Source organism: Ruegeria sp. CDSA193 (assembly GCF_059611885.1).
The window spans coordinates 57005-77695 of the sequence record NZ_JBXWPN010000011.1 but is presented as its reverse complement, the minus strand read 5'-3'; the positions used below and the strand labels follow the sequence as shown (position 1 = coordinate 77695).

Annotated in this window: 24 protein-coding genes; 7 read left to right on the top strand and 17 right to left on the bottom strand. The window is 57.8% G+C overall.

From position 1 onward, the window contains the following. Window positions 1-8: 8 nt before the first annotated feature. The 8 genes from flgH to AC2FLG_RS18490 are packed head-to-tail and all read right to left on the bottom strand — an operon-like array spanning window position 9 to window position 4037. The gene (gene flgH / locus AC2FLG_RS18525; protein WP_416383935.1) at window positions 9-740 is read right to left on the bottom strand and encodes a flagellar basal body L-ring protein FlgH; all 732 of its coding nucleotides are present in this window, start codon (window positions 738-740) and stop codon (window positions 9-11) included. Further along, window positions 740-1156: a flagellar basal body P-ring formation chaperone FlgA gene (gene flgA / locus AC2FLG_RS18520; protein ID WP_496707472.1), complete on the bottom strand. Its 417-nt coding sequence runs from the start codon at window positions 1154-1156 to the stop codon at window positions 740-742. The genes flgH and flgA overlap by 1 nt, the downstream gene beginning before the upstream one ends. After that, window positions 1156-1941 (bottom strand): flagellar basal-body rod protein FlgG, encoded by a 786-nt coding sequence (flgG, locus tag AC2FLG_RS18515; RefSeq protein WP_496707470.1) that lies wholly within the window; start codon window positions 1939-1941, stop codon window positions 1156-1158. The genes flgA and flgG overlap by 1 nt, the downstream gene beginning before the upstream one ends. A 21-nt stretch (window positions 1942-1962) precedes the next feature. After that, window positions 1963-2673 carry a flagellar hook-basal body complex protein gene (locus tag AC2FLG_RS18510; RefSeq protein WP_496707469.1) on the bottom strand — a complete coding sequence of 237 codons (711 nt, stop codon included), beginning with the start codon at window positions 2671-2673 and terminating at the stop codon, window positions 1963-1965. Beyond that, on the bottom strand, window positions 2673-2945 hold the full coding sequence (locus tag AC2FLG_RS18505; protein WP_142638323.1) for a flagellar biosynthetic protein FliQ: 273 nt from the start codon (window positions 2943-2945) through the stop codon (window positions 2673-2675). The genes AC2FLG_RS18510 and AC2FLG_RS18505 overlap by 1 nt, the downstream gene beginning before the upstream one ends. A gap of 3 nt (window positions 2946-2948) precedes the next feature. Then, the gene (gene fliE / locus AC2FLG_RS18500; protein ID WP_142638325.1) at window positions 2949-3239 is read right to left on the bottom strand and encodes a flagellar hook-basal body complex protein FliE; all 291 of its coding nucleotides are present in this window, start codon (window positions 3237-3239) and stop codon (window positions 2949-2951) included. An 11-nt stretch (window positions 3240-3250) separates the two neighbouring features. Beyond that, window positions 3251-3637, bottom strand: a complete 387-nt coding sequence (gene flgC / locus AC2FLG_RS18495; protein ID WP_281973567.1) for a flagellar basal body rod protein FlgC — start codon at window positions 3635-3637, stop codon at window positions 3251-3253. A 13-nt stretch (window positions 3638-3650) separates the two neighbouring features. Further along, on the bottom strand, window positions 3651-4037 hold the full coding sequence (locus AC2FLG_RS18490) for a FlgB family protein (RefSeq protein ID WP_496707467.1): 387 nt from the start codon (window positions 4035-4037) through the stop codon (window positions 3651-3653). An 87-nt stretch (window positions 4038-4124) separates the two neighbouring features. Between AC2FLG_RS18490 and AC2FLG_RS18485 the strand changes: the two genes are divergently transcribed. The 6 genes from AC2FLG_RS18485 to AC2FLG_RS18460 all read left to right on the top strand — a co-directional run bounded on the left by AC2FLG_RS18485 (window position 4125) and on the right by AC2FLG_RS18460 (window position 11367). Beyond that, window positions 4125-5462, top strand: a complete 1338-nt coding sequence (locus AC2FLG_RS18485; RefSeq protein ID WP_496707465.1) for a FliI/YscN family ATPase — start codon at window positions 4125-4127, stop codon at window positions 5460-5462. 85 nt (window positions 5463-5547) lie between these two features. Beyond that, complete coding sequence (locus AC2FLG_RS18480; protein WP_496697349.1) at window positions 5548-6387, top strand: flagellar motor protein MotB; 840 nt, start codon at window positions 5548-5550, stop codon at window positions 6385-6387. 98 nt (window positions 6388-6485) lie between these two features. Beyond that, the gene (locus AC2FLG_RS18475; protein ID WP_496707463.1) at window positions 6486-7781 is read left to right on the top strand and encodes a flagellar hook protein FlgE; all 1296 of its coding nucleotides are present in this window, start codon (window positions 6486-6488) and stop codon (window positions 7779-7781) included. A 33-nt stretch (window positions 7782-7814) separates the two neighbouring features. Beyond that, window positions 7815-9266, top strand: a complete 1452-nt coding sequence (gene flgK / locus AC2FLG_RS18470; RefSeq protein ID WP_496707461.1) for a flagellar hook-associated protein FlgK — start codon at window positions 7815-7817, stop codon at window positions 9264-9266. A 2-nt stretch (window positions 9267-9268) separates the two neighbouring features. Next, window positions 9269-10276 carry a flagellin gene (locus AC2FLG_RS18465; protein WP_496707459.1) on the top strand — a complete coding sequence of 336 codons (1008 nt, stop codon included), beginning with the start codon at window positions 9269-9271 and terminating at the stop codon, window positions 10274-10276. Next, window positions 10273-11367 carry a flagellar basal body P-ring protein FlgI gene (locus AC2FLG_RS18460; protein ID WP_496707457.1) on the top strand — a complete coding sequence of 365 codons (1095 nt, stop codon included), beginning with the start codon at window positions 10273-10275 and terminating at the stop codon, window positions 11365-11367. The genes AC2FLG_RS18465 and AC2FLG_RS18460 overlap by 4 nt, the downstream gene beginning before the upstream one ends. A 52-nt stretch (window positions 11368-11419) precedes the next feature. Here the strand turns inward: AC2FLG_RS18460 and AC2FLG_RS18455 are convergent, their stop codons facing one another. Genes AC2FLG_RS18455 through AC2FLG_RS18415 form a run of 9 tightly spaced genes read right to left on the bottom strand, consistent with a single transcriptional unit; the run spans window position 11420 to window position 18858 of the window. Next, window positions 11420-12064, bottom strand: coding sequence for a DUF1523 family protein (locus AC2FLG_RS18455; protein ID WP_496689870.1), 645 nt, complete (start codon window positions 12062-12064; stop codon window positions 11420-11422). Between the two features lie 10 nt (window positions 12065-12074). Next, window positions 12075-12341, bottom strand: a complete 267-nt coding sequence (locus AC2FLG_RS18450) for a hypothetical protein (protein WP_282022190.1) — start codon at window positions 12339-12341, stop codon at window positions 12075-12077. A 1-nt stretch (window position 12342) separates the two neighbouring features. Then, a complete protein-coding gene (locus AC2FLG_RS18445; RefSeq protein WP_496707456.1) occupies window positions 12343-13680 on the bottom strand; it encodes a DUF6638 family protein in 1338 nt (445 codons plus the stop codon). Then, window positions 13677-14012, bottom strand: a complete 336-nt coding sequence (locus AC2FLG_RS18440; protein ID WP_271950862.1) for a hypothetical protein — start codon at window positions 14010-14012, stop codon at window positions 13677-13679. Before AC2FLG_RS18440 ends, AC2FLG_RS18445 begins: the two co-directional genes overlap by 4 nt. Next, complete coding sequence (locus AC2FLG_RS18435) at window positions 14013-14303, bottom strand: hypothetical protein (RefSeq protein ID WP_271950865.1); 291 nt, start codon at window positions 14301-14303, stop codon at window positions 14013-14015. It abuts the gene before it with no gap. Beyond that, the gene (locus AC2FLG_RS18430) at window positions 14303-16234 is read right to left on the bottom strand and encodes an AAA family ATPase (protein WP_496707454.1); all 1932 of its coding nucleotides are present in this window, start codon (window positions 16232-16234) and stop codon (window positions 14303-14305) included. The genes AC2FLG_RS18435 and AC2FLG_RS18430 overlap by 1 nt, the downstream gene beginning before the upstream one ends. Window positions 16235-16256: 22 nt before the next feature. Beyond that, entirely contained in the window at window positions 16257-17375 is a 1119-nt protein-coding gene (locus AC2FLG_RS18425) for a hypothetical protein (RefSeq protein ID WP_496707452.1), read from the bottom strand. Beyond that, window positions 17372-17764 (bottom strand): hypothetical protein, encoded by a 393-nt coding sequence (locus AC2FLG_RS18420; protein WP_281995567.1) that lies wholly within the window; start codon window positions 17762-17764, stop codon window positions 17372-17374. Before AC2FLG_RS18420 ends, AC2FLG_RS18425 begins: the two co-directional genes overlap by 4 nt. A 14-nt stretch (window positions 17765-17778) precedes the next feature. Then, window positions 17779-18858, bottom strand: a complete 1080-nt coding sequence (locus AC2FLG_RS18415) for a coiled-coil domain-containing protein (RefSeq protein ID WP_271950875.1) — start codon at window positions 18856-18858, stop codon at window positions 17779-17781. Between the two features lie 258 nt (window positions 18859-19116). Here AC2FLG_RS18415 and AC2FLG_RS18410 point away from each other — a divergent pair, with 258 nt between their 5' ends. Further along, complete coding sequence (locus tag AC2FLG_RS18410; RefSeq protein ID WP_142638358.1) at window positions 19117-20592, top strand: NAD-dependent succinate-semialdehyde dehydrogenase; 1476 nt, start codon at window positions 19117-19119, stop codon at window positions 20590-20592. Window positions 20593-20691: the final 99 nt, after the last annotated feature.

Genomic DNA, 20691 nt, shown 5'->3' with positions numbered 1-20691 from the left:
ATACGACCTCAGAACGGCAAAACTGTATCAAGGACCTGCTGGCCGTAACGGGGCTGCTGCACATCCATGATCTGACCGCGGCCACCATAAGACACGCGCGCCGAAGCAATCTTGTCATAGGTGATTTCATTTTTCCGCGAGATATCCTGTGGCCTCACATATCCCGTGACCAATAGCTCTCGGAGTTCGAAATTCACGCGCAGCTCCTGCGAGCCCGATATGGCCAGCACACCATTCGGCAAGGCGTCGATGACGGTTGCGGCGACTCTGAGTGTCAGCTTTTCCTTACGCTTGACCGAGCCCTTGCCCTTACTAACCGATGATGAGTCGATCCCAACAGCTTCGTCCAGCGTCGCCCCGTCGGGCAGCCGTTCCAGCGCCCGCTGCGGCAGGCCGAACAGGTCGGGAACCTCAAGGCTTTCTGACCCGCTGCGTGAGCGATTTGTGTCGTTGGATATCTCGGCTTTCTCGTCCAACTCGATGACAACCGTCAGAATATCGCCTTTTTTGATTGCGCGCTGATCTCCCAAAAGCGATTGTTGGCCACCGCTCCATAGCGAGGACCGATCAACATTGCGCTGTGGCTGCGTGTGCAACGGCAAACCCGGCCACAGCATGGCAACATGTTCAGCAGACTCGTCCGCGGGTGTGAAACTTGGCGGTTTTCCCAAATGATCCAGTCGACCACAGGCGGTCAGAGCCAGACATGCCATCATCAACAGTTTTAGTTTTCCGAACATCATTTTACCTCGATTTGACCGTTAGGCCGGATAAAGCCAACAACAGTTGTACGTGACGACAGATTCATGACCCGAATACGATCGCCGACAGCCCCGCGCCCAAGGGCACGGCCTTCGGCCGTGATCGAAAGGGGACGACGGTCAAAGACCAGAACCACCAGATCATTGCGGTCCACCAGCGCGGGCGGCCCGACATCTGCTGCGCGAACGGGGCGTCCGGAGTAAAGCGCGACGCGTGCTTCCTGACCGATCAGATCATCGGGGTTTGTGACCGCTCCGGGGACAACCTGATCTTTGATCTCAAGATCGGCGGCCGAGATCACCTCTTTGGCGCGTATGGTCCGGATCGGCACCACGATCTCAGCCAAGGCACAAAGCGGGCTGATCGTCACCAGTGCTATGAATAGGGCGCGCATCACCGCACCTGCGTTGTTGCGCCCATCATCTGATCGACGGCCGAGATGACCTTGGCGTTCATCTCATATCCCCGCTGGGCCTCGATCAGTTCGGTGACTTCGCGCACGGCATCGACCGAGCTGTCCTCGAGATATCCCTGACGCAGGGTGCCCATCCCGCCCTCACCCGGAGTGCCGATGACAGGCGCGCCCGAGGCTTCGGTTTCTTTGAACAGGTTGCTGCCGATCGCCTCCAGCCCCTTGGCATTGGAAAAACTGGCCAGGGTGAATTCACCGAGCAACTGTCCTTCGGCGGTATCATCGAAATAGGCGTAAACCTCACCCGATGCATTGATCGAGATCGACCTTGCATCGTCTGGGATTGTGATCTCTGGCGCGACAGCGAAGCCATCTGAAGTGACGATCAACCCTTCGGCCGAGCGTTTCAGGCTGCCGTCACGGGTAAAGCCAGACTGACCGCTGGGCAACGTCACCTCAAGATAGCCGCGCCCTTCGATTGCGACATCCAAATCGCTGCCAGTGGCCGCCAACGCACCCTGTGCCAGCTGCGCGGTGACCGCAGCCGGGCGCACCCCCAGACCCAGTTGGATACCTGTGGGCAAGACGGTGCCGTCATTGGCATTCACCGTCCCCGCGCGCGCCATTTGTTGATAGTGCAGGTCTGCAAACTCAGCGCGGCGCGCGTTGTAGCCTGTGGTATTCATATTCGCCAGGTTGTTCGAGATCGTCTCAACCCGCATCTGCTGAGCGGTCATGCCTGTCGCTGCGATTTTCAGTGCCCGCATATCAATTCCTCCGTTATCAAATCAGCGCATCAGCGCCTTAAGCGCCCCACGCACACGTTCGTCTTCGGTTTCAAGAAAGCTCTGCCCCAACTCATAGGCGCGCTGGATTTCGATCATCCGGGTGACCTGTTCGATCGCGTTCACGTTCGATCCTTCGAGGAATCGGTGCACAATGACCGGCTCCTCCACGGGTTCAATCGCTGCATCTGACCGAAATTGCGTTCTGCCCTCGCGCACCAGGCTAGTGGGATCAGCAACGCGGTAGACACCGATCTGTCCCAGAACCTGCCCTTCTATACTGAGCGTACCGTCGCTGCCGACATCAATCGAAGCGGCATCCGGCGGAATGAAAACAGGAGCGCCATTGCTGTCCAGAACCCGGTACCCATCCATGGTAACCAGATCACCCTCGGCACTGGGTGAAAACGCACCCGCCCGTGTCAGCCGGTTGCCGCTGGGGGTTTCGATCAAGAAGAACCCGTTGCCTTCGATGGCGAAATCAAATTGCCCGCCGGTTTCGGTCAGAACGCCTTGTTGCAACGAGGTATTGCGTGCCTCTGCCCGCGCCATGGACAAGGACGGATTGCCCGGCGAGGCTTTCACGAACTCGGAAAACACCAAGCCCTGCTGGCGGTACCCCGTGGTATTGGCGTTGGCGATATTATTCGCCACCAGCCGCATTTCATTCATCAGCCCCGATTGGCGGGATAAGGTGGTATATGAGGTATCCATCAGCGGCCTCCGGCGATCAGTGGGATGAGGGTTGAGGTGAAGAACGTCACCAGCGTCTGGGTCATGAACCCCATCGAAATCCAGAAAACGATCACGATGGCGATCAGCTTTGGCACGAAGGTCAGCGTCATTTCCTGCACCGAGGTCAGCGCCTGGAACAGACCCACAACCAGACCCGAGACCAGTGCCACCGCCAGGATCGGGACGGATGTGATCACCGCAACCCACAATGCCTGGCGGACGATGTCATAATAGAGACCTTCGCTGAGCATCGATCAGACCGGCATCCGCAGGATTTCCTGATAGGCCTCGACCACTTTGTTGCGCACGATGACGGCGGTTTCGACGGCCAGTTCGGTCTGCGCCAACGCCTGAACCAGCGCGTGCGGATCGGCTTGGCCGGTCATCGCTGCGCCGGACATCTGCTCGGACTGTTTCAATGTTGCGGCAAAGTCCTGAAAGGTTGAGCGCAACCCCTGTGCCATTCCGGCAAGGTCGGGGTCGGGCTGCGTAGCGGGCCGCGCTACGGCATAGCTCTGCGCGGCGGTCAGGGATCGGATATCCATTCTGGTGTCCTTTATTTTCTGAGAAGTTCCATAAGGCTCGACGACATTTGTCGTGTCTGGTCGAACATCTTGAGATTGGCTTCGTAGCTGCGCTGCGCTTCACGCGCGTCAGCGATTTCGATCATCAAATCGACATTGGACCCGCGATAATGGCCGGTCTCATCGGCCAACGCATGGCCGGGGTCATAGATGCGCGACAGGTCGCGACGATCAAGCTTAACGCGCCCGGTCTCGACCATTTGCGCACCATCTTTGCTGACCGCTTCAAACGGCACGGTTTTGCGCCGATATCCCGGCGTATCCGCATTCGAGATGTTTTCGGAGACGTGCCGCAAACGGGCCGCCTGCGCGCGCAGGGCGCTGGCCGAGGCGGAAAGGGAATGGGAAAAATCGCTCATCTCTCAGCCCTCCTCACCCGCGACCAAGGCTGGTACGCAGGATGCCAATCGAGGATTTATAGATCGCCAACGCGCGGTCATGTTGACGCTTGACCTCGACCGCTTTGAGCATTTCTTCCTCAAGAGAAACACCATTTCCGTTGGGATCGCCCGAGGGTGCGGCATCGAACTCGGCCCAGGGTTGGGCTGCGGCGGCGCCGTTCAGATGCCTGGCCCGCGTGGCGGTCATCGCAACCTCACGCCCGGAACTTTCGAAAGCTTTCTGAAAGGTCTCGATATCGCGGGGCTGATAACCCGGCGTATCCGCATTTGCCATGTTTCGCGCAATGACAGACTGCCGTTGCCCGGCATGGGTTGCCATTGCGTACGCTGTCTTAAAGACGTTCAGGTCAGAGAACATCGGGGCTTCTCCCTCGATCAATTTCAATCAAGGCTTAACCCCGATTCCTTTAGAAACCGTTTTCAGAAACCCGTTGGAGAACCCACGATGACCAATCTCGACCCGATGCTTCTGAAATGCGAATTCGACCGTCTGTCTGCCATGCGCCATATGGGCCGCGTGGCCAGTGTTGGGCGCGGCGTCATAGAAATAGAGGGGTTGGAGTACGTTGCCCGCATCGGCGACAACCTGACCCTGCGGCGGCGCAGCGGCCCGGATCTGGCGGGTGAAGTTCTGCATGTCGAATCGGATCTGATCCACATGTTACCCGCCGCTGCACCCGATGGGGTTTGCTTGGGTGATCGGGTGATTCTAAATCAGACACCGGCATTTTCCCCCGGACTGCACTGGCTGGGCCGGGTCATTGATCCCTTCGGCAAACCGCTGGACGGCAAGCCGTTGCTGTCGGGCACTCAGGAAAGAGATATCCTGCAAAATCCGCCACCTGCCGTTGTCCGCAAACCGCTGGGCGCACGGATGGAAACCGGGCTGAGCATTATGAACACCATGTTACCTGTGGTGCAGGGGCAGCGTATCGGCCTGTTCGCCGGGTCAGGGGTCGGCAAGTCGACCCTGTTGGCCACGCTGGCGCGGTCGATGCAGGCAGACGCGGTTGTGGTCGCTCTGGTCGGCGAACGGGGTCGTGAGGTCAATGAGTTCGTTGAACATGCGCTTGGAGCCAAGGGGTTGGCACGATCTGTGGTTGTGGCGGCAACCTCGGATCAGTCTGCGCTGGCCCGCAGGCGCTGTGCATGGTCGGCACTTTCAGTCGCGGAATTCCTGCGGGATCAGGGGCTGAACGTCCTGTTTCTGGCTGATTCGGTCACCCGCTTTGCCGAGGCGCACCGCGAAATCGCTGTTGCGATGGGTGAGGCCCCCTCTTTGCGCGGGTTCCCACCTTCGGTCACGCCCTTGATCGCTGGTCTTTGCGAACGAACCGGGCCGGGCACGGCTGATCAGGGTGATATCACAGCAGTTTTCAGCGTTCTGGTTGCGGGCTCGGACATGGATGAACCGATAGCGGACATTCTGCGTGGCGTCCTGGACGGGCATATCGTCCTGAGCCGCGGAATCGCCGAGCGCGGCCGTTTCCCCGCCATTGACCTTAGCCGGTCGGTTTCACGCAGCCTGCCGGGGGCTGCCTCCGAGGCGGAAAACCGGATGATCTCGGAAACCCGCAAGCTGGTTGGCAGTTACGAGCAATCCGAGGTTATGATCAAAGCCGGGCTTTATGCCGAAGGGGCAGACCCGCTATTGGATCAGGCAGTCCGGGTTCATGACGAGCTTGATGCCTTTTTCGGCAAGGCCGAGCCGGACGGAATCAGCAACAGTTTCAAACACCTGCAACTGATTCTGCGCCGTGCCGGGGCAGCATTACCGCAGTGAGGAATTCAAGACAGTTTTAAGTGTTAAGCCCACCTTAAGACCTGCCCGGCTACCCCTGTAACTGGGTGATAAAAAGGTGGTGGAGATGGGTGCGCAATCCAATGTGGCGCCAATCATCATCAAGAAGAAACGTGTGTCAGGTGGCGATGGTCACCATGGTGGCGCGTGGAAAGTCGCATATGCCGACTTTGTCACGGCCATGATGGCGTTCTTCATGTTGATGTGGCTGCTGAATGCAACAACGGAACAACAACGCAAAGGGCTTGCGGATTATTTCTCGCCGACCATTCCCATAAACCCGGTTTCGGGTGGCGGCGATGGGGCCTTTGGTGGCAATAACATGTTCTCTGAGGAAACTCTGGTCATGGACGGGACCGGCGCCAGCAAACGCAGCCCGACGCCCGCGCGACAAGCGCGTGGATCGGTTGGCGTCAGCTCGGACGGCGGCGGAAAAGAAACGGTCGAAGACTTTTCCTCACTGGAATCAGAGCTTATGGGGCGAACCGGCGAAAGCATGGTGTCCGACAAGGTCCTCAAACATATCGTCACCCGCGTGACGGATGAGGGTCTGGTGGTCGAACTCTTTGCCACCAAGGATCAACCTCTGTTCGAATCAGGGACGAACCAACCAACCAATATGCTGCGTGCTCTGACATTGTTGGTGGCCCGATCCTCTGATCTGGTGACAAATGACATGGCGGTCGGAGGGCATGTCGGTTCCTCGCCGGTGGTTCTGGCCAAAAACCCGGCCTGGGATTTGTCTACCTCGCGCGCTCAGCAAGTTCGCCAAATGCTGCAGGACAAGGGTGTTGCGCCGCTCAGGTTGGACCGCGTAACCGGTCATGCTGATCGAAAATTATCGGATGAAAACCCGATGGCCGCACGCAACAACAGGATCGAGATTATCTTTCTGCGCGGCACCTGAGAATAAAAGGATAGACGGCATTTTACCTGTTAGCGCGCTGTTAAGGCCCAGCGCGTTAGCTGTTGCATCAAGATTTGACGCAACAGAAGGGCGTGCCAATGACAATTTCCTCTTCGCTGAACGCTGGCGTGGCCGCATTGAAGGCCAACGCAAACCGGCTGGCGACGATCTCGGACAATATCGCGAATTCGTCAACCTTCGGGTATAAACGGGTGGAAACTGATTTCCATTCTATGGTCACCTCCGGCCAGGGCGGCAGCTATTCCGCTGGGGGCGTTCGCACCACCAGCCAACGCCTGATCGACCAGCGCGGTTCGCTGGTGACAACCAACAACTCCACCGACCTTGCGGTGCGTGGGCGCGGCATGATGCCTGTACGACCAAGTTCTCAGATCGCGGCCGGTTCGAATGAGATGTTGCTGACCACGACAGGGTCGTTCCGCACCAATGAAGAAGGATATCTGGTCACCGAATCAGGGCTTGTTCTGCTGGGTTGGCGTGCGAATGCGGATGGAACCATCCCTGCGGTTCCGCGTGACACTCCAGCTGCGCTTGAACCCATTCAGCTCAGTGTTAATCAACTGTCGGGCGCGCCCACGACGCAGATGAATCTGCGCATGAACCTGCCCGCGACCGCTACGGATGCGGGTTCCCCTGGCGACATGCAACCCTTGTCCGTTGAATATTTCGACAATCTGGGAAAATCCGAAAGCGTTGATATCGAGCTCATCCCTACAGTGCCGGCCACCGGCAGCAGTAACGAATGGACGATGATCATGCGCGATTCAGCCTCGGGCGGCACCATTATCGGTGAATACACCCTGACCTTCACCGATAGCCGAACTGCGGGTGGCACGCTGGCCAGCGTAACTGCGGTCACCGGCGGTGCATATGACCCAGCAACCGGCAGCGTTGTGGTGAACGTGGCCGGCGGCCCGATGGAGATCAATATAGGGGAAATCGGGGATGCCGACGGAATCACGCAGCTGTCCGATACATTTGCACCAGTTTCGATCACGCGCGACGGTTCGGCGGTCGGCACCATGACCAGCGTTCAAGTTGACGAAAACGGGTATGTTTATGCGTTCTACGATACCGGCGTCAGCCGACGCATGTACCAGATCCCATTGGCGGATGTTCCGAACCCAAATGGACTGACCGCGCTGGACAGTCAGACCTATGCACCATCCCGGGAAAGCGGGACGTTCTTTCTGTGGAATGCGGGGGACGGGCCAACCGGCGACCTGGTTTCTTTTGCGCGCGAAGAATCCACTACCGATGTGGCGACCGAGCTGACCTCGATGATCCAGACACAGCGGGCTTACTCTTCCAGCGCAAAGGTTATCCAAACGGTGGATGAGATGCTTCAGGAAACAACCAATATCAAACGCTGATCAGGGTTTTGATTCAGGAAAGGGACCTGCAGAATGAATATGTCCACAGCATTGAACAACGCGTTGGGCGGCCTGACCGCCGCCAGTCGCGGTGCGGCGGTTGTGTCCGAAAATATCGCAAACGCATTGACGCCCGGCTACGCGCGCAGGTCTCTGGAACTGGCAACTAACACGATTTCCGGTCACGGCGTGCGTACCGTAGGTGTCATTCGTCATCAGGATCCCGTCCTCACGTCCAACCGCCGGGCCACGGATGCCGATCTGGCCTTCCACACCACCATTTCAGACTTTCACACAAGGTTGGAATCTTTGGTAGGGTCCGCCGATGATCCCGCATCGCTTGCGGTTCGACTGGCTGATTTTGACAACAGCCTGTTAACAGCGGCAAGCCTGCCGGATTCCAGTGAACGACTGGACCAGGTCGCGCGCACGGCTCAGGATCTGGCACGCGGTCTGAACGCAGCCTCTGAAGGGTTGCGTCAGATGCGATCCAACGCGGACCGGTCCATCGGCAAACAGGTCGACACCCTGAATCAGACCCTCAAGGATATTGAAGAGCTGAATGCCAAGATCCCGGCCATTAAGTATACCGGCGCCGATATTGGTGGGCTACTGGATCAACGACAGGTCCTGATTGATCAGGTCAACGAACTGGTTCCTGTAAATGTGATTCAAAGGGACAATGATCAGGTCTCGCTTTATTCTGATGGCGGCTTGATATTGCTGGAAAACACTGCGGCCGAGTTCTCCTTTTCGACAACCGGCGACACCAAGCCCCATATGACCCTAGCAAACGGGTTGTTGTCCGGGCTTGAGATGAACGGAAACCCTGTCCGTACCAGTGGCGATTTCGCCCAAATTCGCGGTGGTGCCTTGATGGCCCAATTCCAGATTCGGGATGAAATCGCGGTTGAGGCTCAGGTCGATCTGGATGCCGTTGCGCGCGATCTTATCGAAAGGTTCGAAACGCCGGGGCTGGATCCGACCGCGCTGGCCACGGATCCGGGCGTGTTCACCGATGATGGCAACCGGTTTGATCCGGCATCGGTGACGGGATTGGCCTCTCGCATCAGTCTGAATGCAATCGTTGACCCGGACGCCGGAGGAGAGAGCTGGAAACTACGGGCCGGGCTGGGTGCGGCCACACCCGGCAGCGCCGGAGATGCCAGCCAACTGCGCGCCTTCAGCTCAATTCTGAACGACGAGCGCCCTGTTGCAGGCTCAGTTTTCGGGGCCGGAAACATGCGCGCCGCCGACATCTCCGAGGCGCTGTTGTCACGGGTTGGATCGGACGCCCATGTGGCCGACGGGCGGCGGGTGTTTGCAAACAGCGCCAATCTGGAAATGACGGCCATTGAGGCCGAACAGGGCGTCGATACCGATCAGGAATTGCAGCGGCTAATGCAAATTGAACAAGCCTATGCGGCAAATGCCAGACTGGTTTCGGTCGTCGATGAACTTATGAACACATTGTTGAGGCTGTGATGATGAATGTAACCTCTATGGGCGACCTAGCGCGCGGATTGACCCTGAAATCGCGGGCGACTGATATCAAAAATCAGATCGAAACCCTGTCTTATGAGATGTCTTCAGGCAAAGTGCAGGATGTCTCCGGCCATCTGGACGGGGATTATTCCTATCTTCTGGATATGGATCGCAACCTGTCGCGCCTGGATGCCTTTCAGGTGGCCACAGCCGAAGCTGGCCTGTTCACTGACGCCATGCAGCTAAGCCTTACAACGGTCAACGACGCGGTGGGGCGCCTGACGTCATCCTTACTGGCATATGGGACCTCCAATCAGGCGGTCACGCATGAGCATGCCTCTGTCCAGGCCAGAAATGAGCTGGATACGGTCATGTCGGCATTGAACACCCGAGCGGGTGGCCGAAGCCTGTTTTCCGGCGTGGATACCGATGTGTCGCCTCTGGCATCTGCGGATACCTTGTTGACCGCGTTAGAGGCGGAGTTGACGGGGCTGACAACACTCACGGACATCACACAAGCTGCGGAAGACTGGTTCAATGATCCTGCGGGTTTCGATGCGGTTATCTATCAGGGTGCAGACACAACTCTGGCACCGATGAGCATTTCGGAAAACGAAAGTGTCTCCATTCCGATCACTGCGACCGATCCAACACTCAAAGCGGCGTTAAGGGATATCGCCGTTGCCGCCCTGGTTTCGGTCGATGGTCTGGGACTGCCGAATGATCTGCGGACGTCCTTATTCACCCAACTCGGGAGCGAGCTTGCCAACACGCAGGACGGAACAGTGAATTTGCGGGCGGATGTTGGCGCCGCCGAAGCCAGGATTGAACAAGCCGCCACGCGCAATGCGGCGGCGCGTACAAGCCTGGAATACAGCCGAAACTCTCTGATCGCCGCGGACCCGTATCAAACCGCAGTGCAACTGCAGACTGTCCAATTTCAATTGGAAAGCCTGTATTCTGTCACCGTTCGCAACGCGAACCTATCGTTGGTGAATTTCCTGAGATGAGATTACTTGCCATTCTCTTGATCCTGCTTCCAAGCCTGTCTTTTGCCGGGGCTATCCGGCTGAAGGACCTTGTCGATTTCGACGGGGTGCGCGGCAATGACCTTGTTGGCTATGGCCTTGTGGTCGGATTGAATGGTACCGGCGACGGGCTCAGGAACTCTCCGTTCACCGAAGAGATCATGTCCAATATTCTGGAACGGCTTGGTGTGAACGTGAATGGTGAGGATTTTCGCCCCAAAAACGTGGCCGCCGTGCTTGTGACAGCCAGCCTGCCCCCCTTTTCGCGGGTTGGTGGACAGATCGACGTCACCGTTTCGGCAATCGGCGATTCCAAAAGCTTGCTGGGCGGGACGCTTATCATGACACCGCTGAATGCGGCAGATGGTCAGATCTATGCGGTGGCGCAGGGGACGGTCCTTGCCGGTGGCGCCGTTGCCGAAGGCGATGCGGCTTCGGTCACCCAAGGGGTTCCGACATCCGGTGTGATCCCATCCGGAGCTCGGGTCGAACGTGAAATCGACTTTGAGCTTTCCGATCTGACCCAAATGCGCCTGGCCCTGCGTGAACCGGATTTCACAACCGCCGGTCGGATCGAGCTGGCAATCAATTCGGAATTCAATCGGGCCGTTGCCATCATGCGCGATTCCGGGACGGTCGAACTGAATATTGCAGCGACACAGGCGATCTCGATCGCGCATGCGCTTGGGCGCATTGAAAATATCCTAGTAGAGCCAGAAACAAAGGCGCGAGTAGTAGTCGATCAGCGTTCGGGCACGATTGTCATGGGTCAGGAAGTGCGTATCTCACGCGTGGCAGTCTCGCAGGGCAACCTGACACTGACGGTCGAAGAGGCCCCAATCGCAGTTCAGCCAAACCCGTTCGCCCGAGGCGAAACCGTCGTGGTTCCGCGTACCGTAGCCGGTATCGAAGAAGAGGAAGGCACCGGTTTGGCGGAAATTCCCGAGGCCACAACCTTGTCCGAAGTCGTCGCCGGGCTAAACGCTTTGGGTGTCTCACCCCGCGACATGATCGACATCCTGAAAACGATCAAAGCGGCCGGAGCATTACACGCCGAGTTCATCGTTCGATGAAGGGCTATCCCGGCGGTAGGCACACAGTCCCAAGACCCGCCGGGAATTCACGTCACTTTGATTTCCAACTGTCCAACCATTTGCGGAATCGGTTGCGATGCTCACCGATGGCGTCGCCGGTTGCATACAACCCATCCTCGACACTCTCGATCATCGGATCGATCCGCGCCTGGCGGAACCTGCGCCAGCGCACCCAGATTGCCCAGACAATCGCAAAGAAGACCGTCAGGAAGACGATGTTGAACCAAGGGATCAGACGCGCATCCGGACCATCGACATGTTTGATAAAGACAGCGTTGGGAAAGATCGACATGAACTCATTCCGCCAGCCATAATGCGTCACGGCAACCCAGTCCGGGTCGTTTTTGTCCGAGATCGCGTCATTGGCTTCGGTATACAAATTGGCAGTGTCGAATTTGAAATAGGGCGGCCAACCCCAGCTGGTATCTTCGTTGCGATACACAATCGGTTTGCCATTGGCACGTACGGCCTGAATGAACTGTACATCCCGGTTCGACAGACTGGCCGACTGATCATCGGGCTCGGACCAGAAGATCCGGGTCCAGTCGTTCAGGTCCTGCCGTTCTTCATAGGTGTTGACGATCCGAACCACATCCCGTTGCGGCAGAGAATACTGAAGGATTACGGCGACCGTTCCCCAGAAAATCAGAATGAATGCCCATTTCAAATAGGCCATGCTTTACCTCTCACATGTAGTTCACAATGTAGATCAGCGACCCGATCGCTACCCAAGGCACAACATAGACACCCAGGATCAATTTGCGCCGGAACGAATTGTCATAGACGTGCAGCCCCCGTGCGACAAAGGCTGCCTTGTCTCCGGTTTTGCCCTTTTCGTCCCACCAACGCTCTAGCCTGCGGCGACGCGCACTGCGTGAATACAGCGACAGGGCAAAATAGGCCACGGTCTGGATGACTAGCAGGATCAGAAACAGGCGCATCGCTCCGAACATTTCAATCCTTTCCTAATACGCCCCAGGGACCAACGCGGGCGATAACGGTTTCGCTGATCCTGTCTCGACCGCTCATATCCGGCTCATGTCCGAACAGGGCAGCGCGGGCACCCGCCTTGTCCACCTGATACTCACGCGCGAGGAAATCAGCAACATAGGCCTTCTTGGCCTCGGACCAGGATTTGTAGGTGCTATAGAACAGCTCTTTGTGGCAGATGAACATCTGGCGCGGGTCCAGTGGGGCCAATTCGGCCAGCAGCATGTTCACCAGATCACGGTTCGGCGTATCGGCAGCCCGCAGCGTATAGAAATACGCCGAATGATCCGAGGTGATCCGGGGCCACCGCCCGCCATCCGTCGCCCAACGCAATAGCTGCGCCAGCCCATGATAGGCCTCTGGCAACCGATCCGCGTGGGTGCGCGCCAGCCGACGCATATCACTGCGGTTCAGGCCAGTCAGATCGACCCCGGCATCAGCGGCCGCGTCGACGGTCAGGAAGTCCATCTTTTGCTGCAGGATCGCAGCAGCATCCACGCCGCGCGCTTTGACGATGGGTTCGACCAGGTCGTTATAGTCCAGGAACTTGGCGATCTGGTTCCGCTGCGACGGGTCAAACGTGTATTTGATGTTCAGATCGTCGGGCTTTTCGCCCATACAGATCGCCGCCGGGTGATCCATGTCTGGAAACAGATACAGCCCGCCGAAATGCGCGGTCCAGAAATTACGCTGTTCAAAGGCAGTGTGGCGCAGGTGGACCGGGTTGCGGGTGACATCGCCGGTTTCCTTGGCCGTTTCGATCATCTTTGCGATCAACACATCATCGAACCAGGCGTCCTCTTCGGTTTTGAACTGCTCGACCATGCCTGCCAGTTGCTGAGCCTTGCGTAGGGTGCCGCCAGCAGTATCGGCCTCAATCTCGATCTTCTGGATGTTGAAAAGATCGCGCGGGGTGCTGAGCTTGATGACCGAGTTCACCAGTTCTCCGGCCACCGCATCGGTGGCGGTCAGAGCGAACAGCTGCGCTTCGTTCATTTCGATGAATTCGCGCAGGATCTCGCGCGAGGTCGAGAATTTGACGTTCAGCAGAGGCGCACGCTTCTGCTCGGTCGTCAGCAGGATGAACTGCCGGTTGACCCCATTGGGGTTGAGGTAGAGTTCGTCCTCCAGCTCAATCCCCACCTCCGGCGAATAGCCCGAGATATCGACATGAAAATCCCTTAGTGCCGTTGTCTTGCCCGCCAGATGCTGCAACGCGCGGTTATACCGCTCGACCAGAGCCGGGCTGGAGATGTGGACGAGATTGCCAAACATCAGGCCTTTTTCGATGAGGCGGATCATTGTGACCACCTTTGCGTGACCTGCAGGTCAATTCCTTTGATCAGGCCAACCCAGTAAGGCGCTGACAATATGAGGCCTCCAACTAGTATCACGGAAGATTCTAATCTTTCACCTAACCCCCAAATATCAAAAAGCAGCAATCCGGACGCAGCAATCGCACCAAAATACACGGCAACTGCGACGATCAGACTGATGCTCCACCAGAAAAAGAACCGCAGCCACATGAAGCCACCCAATGGCACAGGCAAGTTGCGCTTGATCACCCAAAGGACAAACTTGATGCCCGCATAGGCAATAAGAACGCAGGTTATCAGATAGGCGAAATCGAGCACTCAAAAACTCCTACTGAACCGGCTGACAACCACTAGCGCCAACACCAATAAAGGCAACGCAAAGGCGCGCGCTGTGATCTGCAGATTGAACCCGATGTAAGACACCACGCTGCCTTCAAACAAGATAAGCGACTCTTCCCACGAGGTGCCCTCGAACCCGCTGCCAACGTTGACACAGAATTGGGTTAGGAACAGTAGCGCCACGGCGGCCAAAAATCCGAACACGCCCCAGCGCAGGGGCAGGATCAGGCCTAGCACAAGTGCCAGACCGGAAATCGCATAAACAAGCATTATGCTTTACCCTCCAAATACCGCCGCTTGGCCTCTTCCATCCGGCCCATCTCACGCACGGCGTTGTCGATGGCGACCTCGTCGCTCTTGTCGGCATAGCGGAATTCACTGTCGGCGTAGCGGTTGATCTCTTGCATCACCATCTCGACCGTGATCGGCTGGCGCAGGTCCTCGATCATGGCTTTCTTGGCGTCGTAGTCACGGAACAGGAACAGGTCGGGGTTTTCCATCCATTCGTCGGGCAGTTCGAAATCCATCGCGCGGACCTTGACCGCGTCGGTGATGTTCTTGATCGCGCGGCCGGTGAACCGCTCATCCGCGGCCTGGATCGCCTTGAGATACGTCCCCATCTTGGCGATGGTATCCAACTGGCCGATCTGCCCCTGAACCCGGTCATAGACCTGCAGCAAAGCGTCCTCATGCGGGCGGGAATGGCTTTCGAAACTGGCGGCGACGGCTTTTTTGATTTCCTGCGCGGCATAGGCTTCGTGCTCGCCCAGCGGAATGTCGTGGTTGCGGCCCATCAGCAGGTGCAGGATGTCGATGTAGTCCTCGCGCGTTTGCGGCCCGTCGACCAGGAAGCGTGCGCCCGCCCGCTGGCGCAGGGCGTCGTCCACATTCTCGGGGTAGTTCGAGAACATGCCAAAGGTGCAGTTGCCGCGCACAACGGTGTTGGCGCCCGCAAAGCTTTCCATCAGCACGGCGGTTATTTCCAGTTGCCCGGCCGAGGACTGTCGGTCGCCGCGTTTGCCCGCCAGTTGGTCGATATCGTCGATGGTGCCGAAGCCGATGACCGAGGGGTCGATGATCGTGTTGATAAACGCTTTGGCATTCTGGCCGGATTTGCCCTGATAGCTGTCGATATTGTCGGTGCTCAGGTTCTGATAGCGGAACGGATAGCCCGCGTTCTGGCAATAGTCGTTGATCAGCCCGGCCATCATCTGGATCAGGGTGGTCTTGCCGGTGCCCGGTTTGCCGTCGCCCATAAAGGTAAAGATGAACCCGCCAAGCTCGGCAAATGGGTTCAGGCGGCGGTCGAAATCATAGGCCATCACCATCTTGGCCAGCTTCATCGCCTGATATTTGGCGATATGGTTGCCAACCACCTCGTTCGGTTTCTTGAACGTCATGGTGAGGGTGGTGGATTTCGCTTTGGAGGCGGGTTCAAAGCCGCGAATGGTCAGGTCATCGGCTTCGATATGCCAAGCGGCGTTCTGGAACGGGGCCAGATGGCCTGCGGACTGGGCGCGCAGGGCGGCCTTGTCCATCAGTTGCTCGGCATAGGCGCTGGTGGCCGCGATCAAATGCGCATCATCGGGCGCGTGTTTGGCGAGGGTTTGGTCCAGCTCCCACAGCGCGCCGTGCAGGGCGAGCTGGCCATTGTCGGTCAGAACTTCTTCGATTTCCCCGACATCAACTGTGGTCTCGCCCAGATGTGAGGACATCAAATAGGCCAGTGCATTGCCGAAACTGTGCGAGGTGATCAGCGCCTCGGCCGTCAGCAGTTCCGAGAATTCGGTCTTGCGCGCGGCGGGCAGATCGCCCGCAAGGTTTGCGCGTTTCAGATCGGCGAGAGGGGTCTGTTCGGCATAGGCTTCAGACACCGCCAGAGCGATGGCGATCGCGCGGCGAATGGCCTGTTGTGTGGTGGCCTGCGGGGGTGAAACCAGCGTATCGCCGTCATCTGACGCCTCGATTCGTTCCACCAGATGCACCCCGTCAGCCCGCACAGTCCGCCGTGTCACCAAACCAGGTGTGGTGGACCGAAACCGCCGACCTGTGGAGACGCCCGGCGACCTCTCAACCGCGGCCTCAACCGCTTTGGCAATCCGCGGCGCGTGCTCGAACCCGTTCAGCAAGGCAGTGGCCGCAGTGTAGTGCTTGCGAATATCGTCTTCGCGCAATTCCATCTGGTCTGACGTCAAACTCATCTCAAAATCGCCTTTACTGTCTTCAATATCTCAACACCTGCCCGGTCTTGCTGACGACGAACTTGCGCACGTCACCAAAACCCGGCGGGTTGCGCTCGGCCAGTACCTGGAACGGGCGTTGTGGCAGAATGATCGAGCGCTCGGTTTGTGTCGCCCCCGTCTCGGCCCCCTGCCCGCCGAATGGGTCCAGCGCAAAGACCTCGCGGTCGACAGTCCCGAACCAGCCTGAGCGTTCTTGAATCACATCCTCGCTTCGCAGCGCTTCAGTGGTCCAGGCCAATGCCCAATCCTGACCCGCAGGGGATTTCGCATCCTCCAGCACCTGCCGCAGCGGGCCTGATTGCTCGGTAAAGGCCGAGGAGTACATCGGCCCCACATGAATGCGGCGCAGGTGTTTGGGATGCAGGTCGTCGAAATCCTGATCAAAGCCTTTGGCGATGGTCACCAGTTTCAGCCCACCCAAGGATTGCGCCATCAGATGCGCCTGCACTTCGGGCCAGCGGCGTTGATCTTTGGGTAGGGCCGTGCGCCCCGAATCCTCCAACTCCATCAAGTAGATGACCGGCAGGTTGATCTGGCTGTCGTACACGGCCCAGTGGATCAGGAACCTGCGCCGCTCGCCCTCATTGCCAATCCAGTGACATTCGGGATCGTTACGGGCCCAGAAAAGCTCACCCTTCAGCAATTCCTCGTAATAGAGCCTTTGGGACAGCGCGAATTGCAGCTTGGTCGGGATTTCCCGGTCGCTGATAATGGTGCGCACCATGTCGGTTTTCAGCTCATCCTCGGACGGCATATTCGCCAGATGCACCTGCGCCTGCTGCGCATCGTTGGCCATAGTCAGCAGCTCGGCCGCCACCGGAAACCCACTGTCGCGCTTGTCCATGGCGAGGCTTCCAAAGAACCGCCCCGTATCGCGCCCGACCAGCAGGTATTTCATGGATAGCGCGCGGAAGGTGAAGAGCAGCCCCGAGAGATAGCGCGACACGGTCCGCACCTCTTGCTTGCTGATCGCGCCCTCAGCCTCCATCGTTGCGGCCACGCGCAGAAGGTGAACGGTGATCACCTCAAATTTGCGGAAATAGCGGCGCGAGGCGAGGGTGTCGGTCAGGCCGACATGGTCTTGGGTGAGGTTAGTCATTGGGCGCGCGTCTGATAGAGTTCTCTTCTGCAACTATCTACTTGAGCCACAAAATTTATTGCACCGAGCCCTACAACCACGATCAGAGGCACCCCCACTTCCAAGAACTTTGGGAACAAGTAAAGCATGCATGCGAAAGGCAGCGCCCATACCTTCGCATATTTTAGCCATAAATTTTTGGATCGAATGGATTCGCCAAAGCTGATTTCTTGGCTCATTTCTTTTTTCGAAGCGGATGTCAGCCGCGCAAATTGGTGGATCAAAAAGAACCCTGGCATCAAAGACCAAAATGCAACTAGCCCGAACATGTAAGCTTCGAAAACTAGACTGAATCCCATGGCGACAAACCAGGCCGCCAGCCAAGCTGATATACAAATGTCTCGTGTCATCTTGAGCAATGGGCTCACCCACCATACAAATTCTTGTCATGCTTCTCGACAATCGAGGCAAACCGGCGGGCAAAGCGTTCATCTGCCTTGGCCTTTTTCTCCAGCACATCGCGGGCAAAGACCATGTGGTCCTCATGCGCCTCGAGCATGTCGGCCATCTTCTGGTTGGTCGCGGTGCCGATCGAGGCCATGGCGGTTTGCGCCTCTTGGTCGGTCTGCACGCCGATCTCGTTGATGCGGTGGGCCACATCCTGCTGCTGCGCGGTTTTCAGCGATTTGGTCAGGGCGTCATACAGCACCACGCGCTGTTGCGTGTCTGTCTGCAGCTTGTTGATCAGCACCATCTGCGTCGCCGCTTGGTTCTGCAGGGAATCGACCCAGGTCTTGCCCTTTTCGATATAGCGCTCCAGCGTTTGGCTTTTGGCCAGCTTGACCTGCTCTTCCTGAACCTTGGCGTTGTATTGCTTGTTCAGCTCGGCCAGTTCGGTCTCAAGCTGGGTGCGCGCGGCGGCGTCTTGTTCGACGCTGATCTTGTTCTCCAGCGTGATGATCGTCGGGTCCATGCCCTGAATTTCAGCGCGCAGTGCCTCCAGCTCGGCCACGGTGGCCTCACGGTCATCCAGCGTGCCGGTCAGGTTGTTTTCGACCTTCACGCGCTGCTCTTCCAGCACCGACAGCTGTCCTTCCAGCAGTTTCACGATCACGTCGGATTTGGCGATCAGGTCCTGCAGCTTGTCGTCGATACTGGCTGTGCGCATCCGCTCCTGCCGCATCGATTCAGATTTGCCCTTCGAGAAGATGCCAACAAACGTCTCCCACCCGGATTTTGAGCGCATCTCGTCAAAATCCTTAGAGAACGCGCTGGTGACGTCATCCAGACCCATGATCAGCTCGGCGATATTGGCGTTCATGACTTCGGTATGGGCGTGCACATCTTCCAAAGTGGCGTTTTCGATATCGATATCCGCCTCGGCCGTACCGATCTTGGCCCGCGCAGCCTCAATCCGCGAGGTCAGTCCTTGGATCTGCGACTGGCTTTCGCGCACTTTCGTCTGTGTTTCTTCAATTAACGCTTCGAATTGCTGGTTCGACATCTCTGCTGTCCCCTGTTTTCTTTATTTACCCAATAAGATAGGGAATGTTATGTTCATTTACATCCCCTTGAGCCCTCAAATCACCGAGACTTTTACAATTTCGTATCGAAAAAGATAGGCCACGCAGGCGAGATATCTGCACTCTGCAACGATGAATTTGATCAAATCTGGATTGATCCTGACCGCCGAGTGGACATAGACAAATGCGACGCCACCTGTTTGGGTGCGCGCAAACCCTTTTCTGCCGGAGTCCGACCCATGCTGGATACTACGACCGACCTGAAATCCATTCTGAAAAACCCCGATCTGCTGGTGACCAAGGCCTATATCGGCGGCCAGTGGGTCGATGGTGACAATGGGACGTTTTCCGTCACCAACCCTGCGCGGGGCGACGTGATCGCCGAGGTCGCCGACCTGAGCCGCGCGCAGGTTGCAGGTGCCATCGCACAGGCCGAGGCCGCGCAAAAGGAATGGGCCAAGCTGACCGGCAAGGAACGCGCCGTGATCCTGCGCCGCTGGTACGATCTGATGATGGAAAACGCCGAGGATCTGGGCAAGATCCTGACCGCCGAACAGGGCAAGCCGCTGGCCGAAGCCGTGGGTGAGATCGGCTATGGTGCCTCGTTCATCGAGTTTTTCGGCGAAGAGGCCAAGCGCGTTTATGGCGAGACTATTCCAGGTCATCAGCGCGACAAACGCATCATGGTGCTGAAGCAGCCCATCGGCGTTGCGGCCTCGATCACGCCCTGGAACTTCCCCAATGCGATGATCACGCGAAAGGCCGGACCGGCGCTTGCAGCCGGATGCGCCTTTGTCGCCCGGCCTGCCGCCGAGACACCCTTGTCGGCGCTGGTTCTGGGCGCATTGGCCCAGCAGGCAGGCATCCCCGCCGGTGTGTTCAACGTGGTGCCCTCGTCGCGCGCCAGCGAAATCGGCAAGGAATTCTGCGAAAACCCCGGCGTGCGCAAGCTGACCTTTACCGGCTCAACCGAAGTCGGGCGCATCCTGCTGCGGCAGGCGGCGGAACAGGTGATGAAATGCTCGATGGAGCTGGGCGGCAACGCGCCGTTCATCGTATTTGACGATGCCGATCTGGATGCCGCCGTCGAAGGCGCGATGATGTGCAAGTTCCGCAATAACGGCCAGACCTGTGTGTGCGCCAACCGCATCTATGTGCAGGCCGGTGTCTATGACGCGTTTGCGGCCAAGTTGAAGGCCGCGGTCGAGGCTCTGAACGTCGGCGACGGCCTGAACGAAGGCATCACCACCGGACCGCTGATCAATGATGACGCCGTTGCCAAGGTGCAAGAACACATCAAGGACGTAACCGACAAAGGCGGCCAAATCCTGACCGGTGGCCTGCCGCACGATCTGGGCGGCACCTTCTTTGAGCCTACCATTGTCACCGGTGTGACGCAGGACATGCTGGTGGCGCAGGACGAAACCTTTGGCCCGCTGGCACCGCTGTTCAAGTTCGAGGATGAAGACGACGTGATCGCCATGGCCAATGACACGATCTTTGGTCTGGCCTCGTATTTCTATGCCAAAGATCTCAGCCGCGTTTACAAAGTGGCCGAAGCACTGGAATACGGGATCGTTGGTGTGAACACCGGCATCATCTCAACCGAGTTAGGCCCGTTCGGCGGCGTCAAACAATCCGGCTTGGGCCGCGAAGGCAGCCATCATGGCATGGAAGACTATCTGGAGATGAAATACATCTGCCTGTCGGTCTGATCCGCCCAAACCTTCGCTGTACAGCTGGCCGTAAAGGCAACGCCCCGCGTCTGGAGGAACGCGGGGCGCATGGTGCGGTAATCCAGAGAGGAACGATTA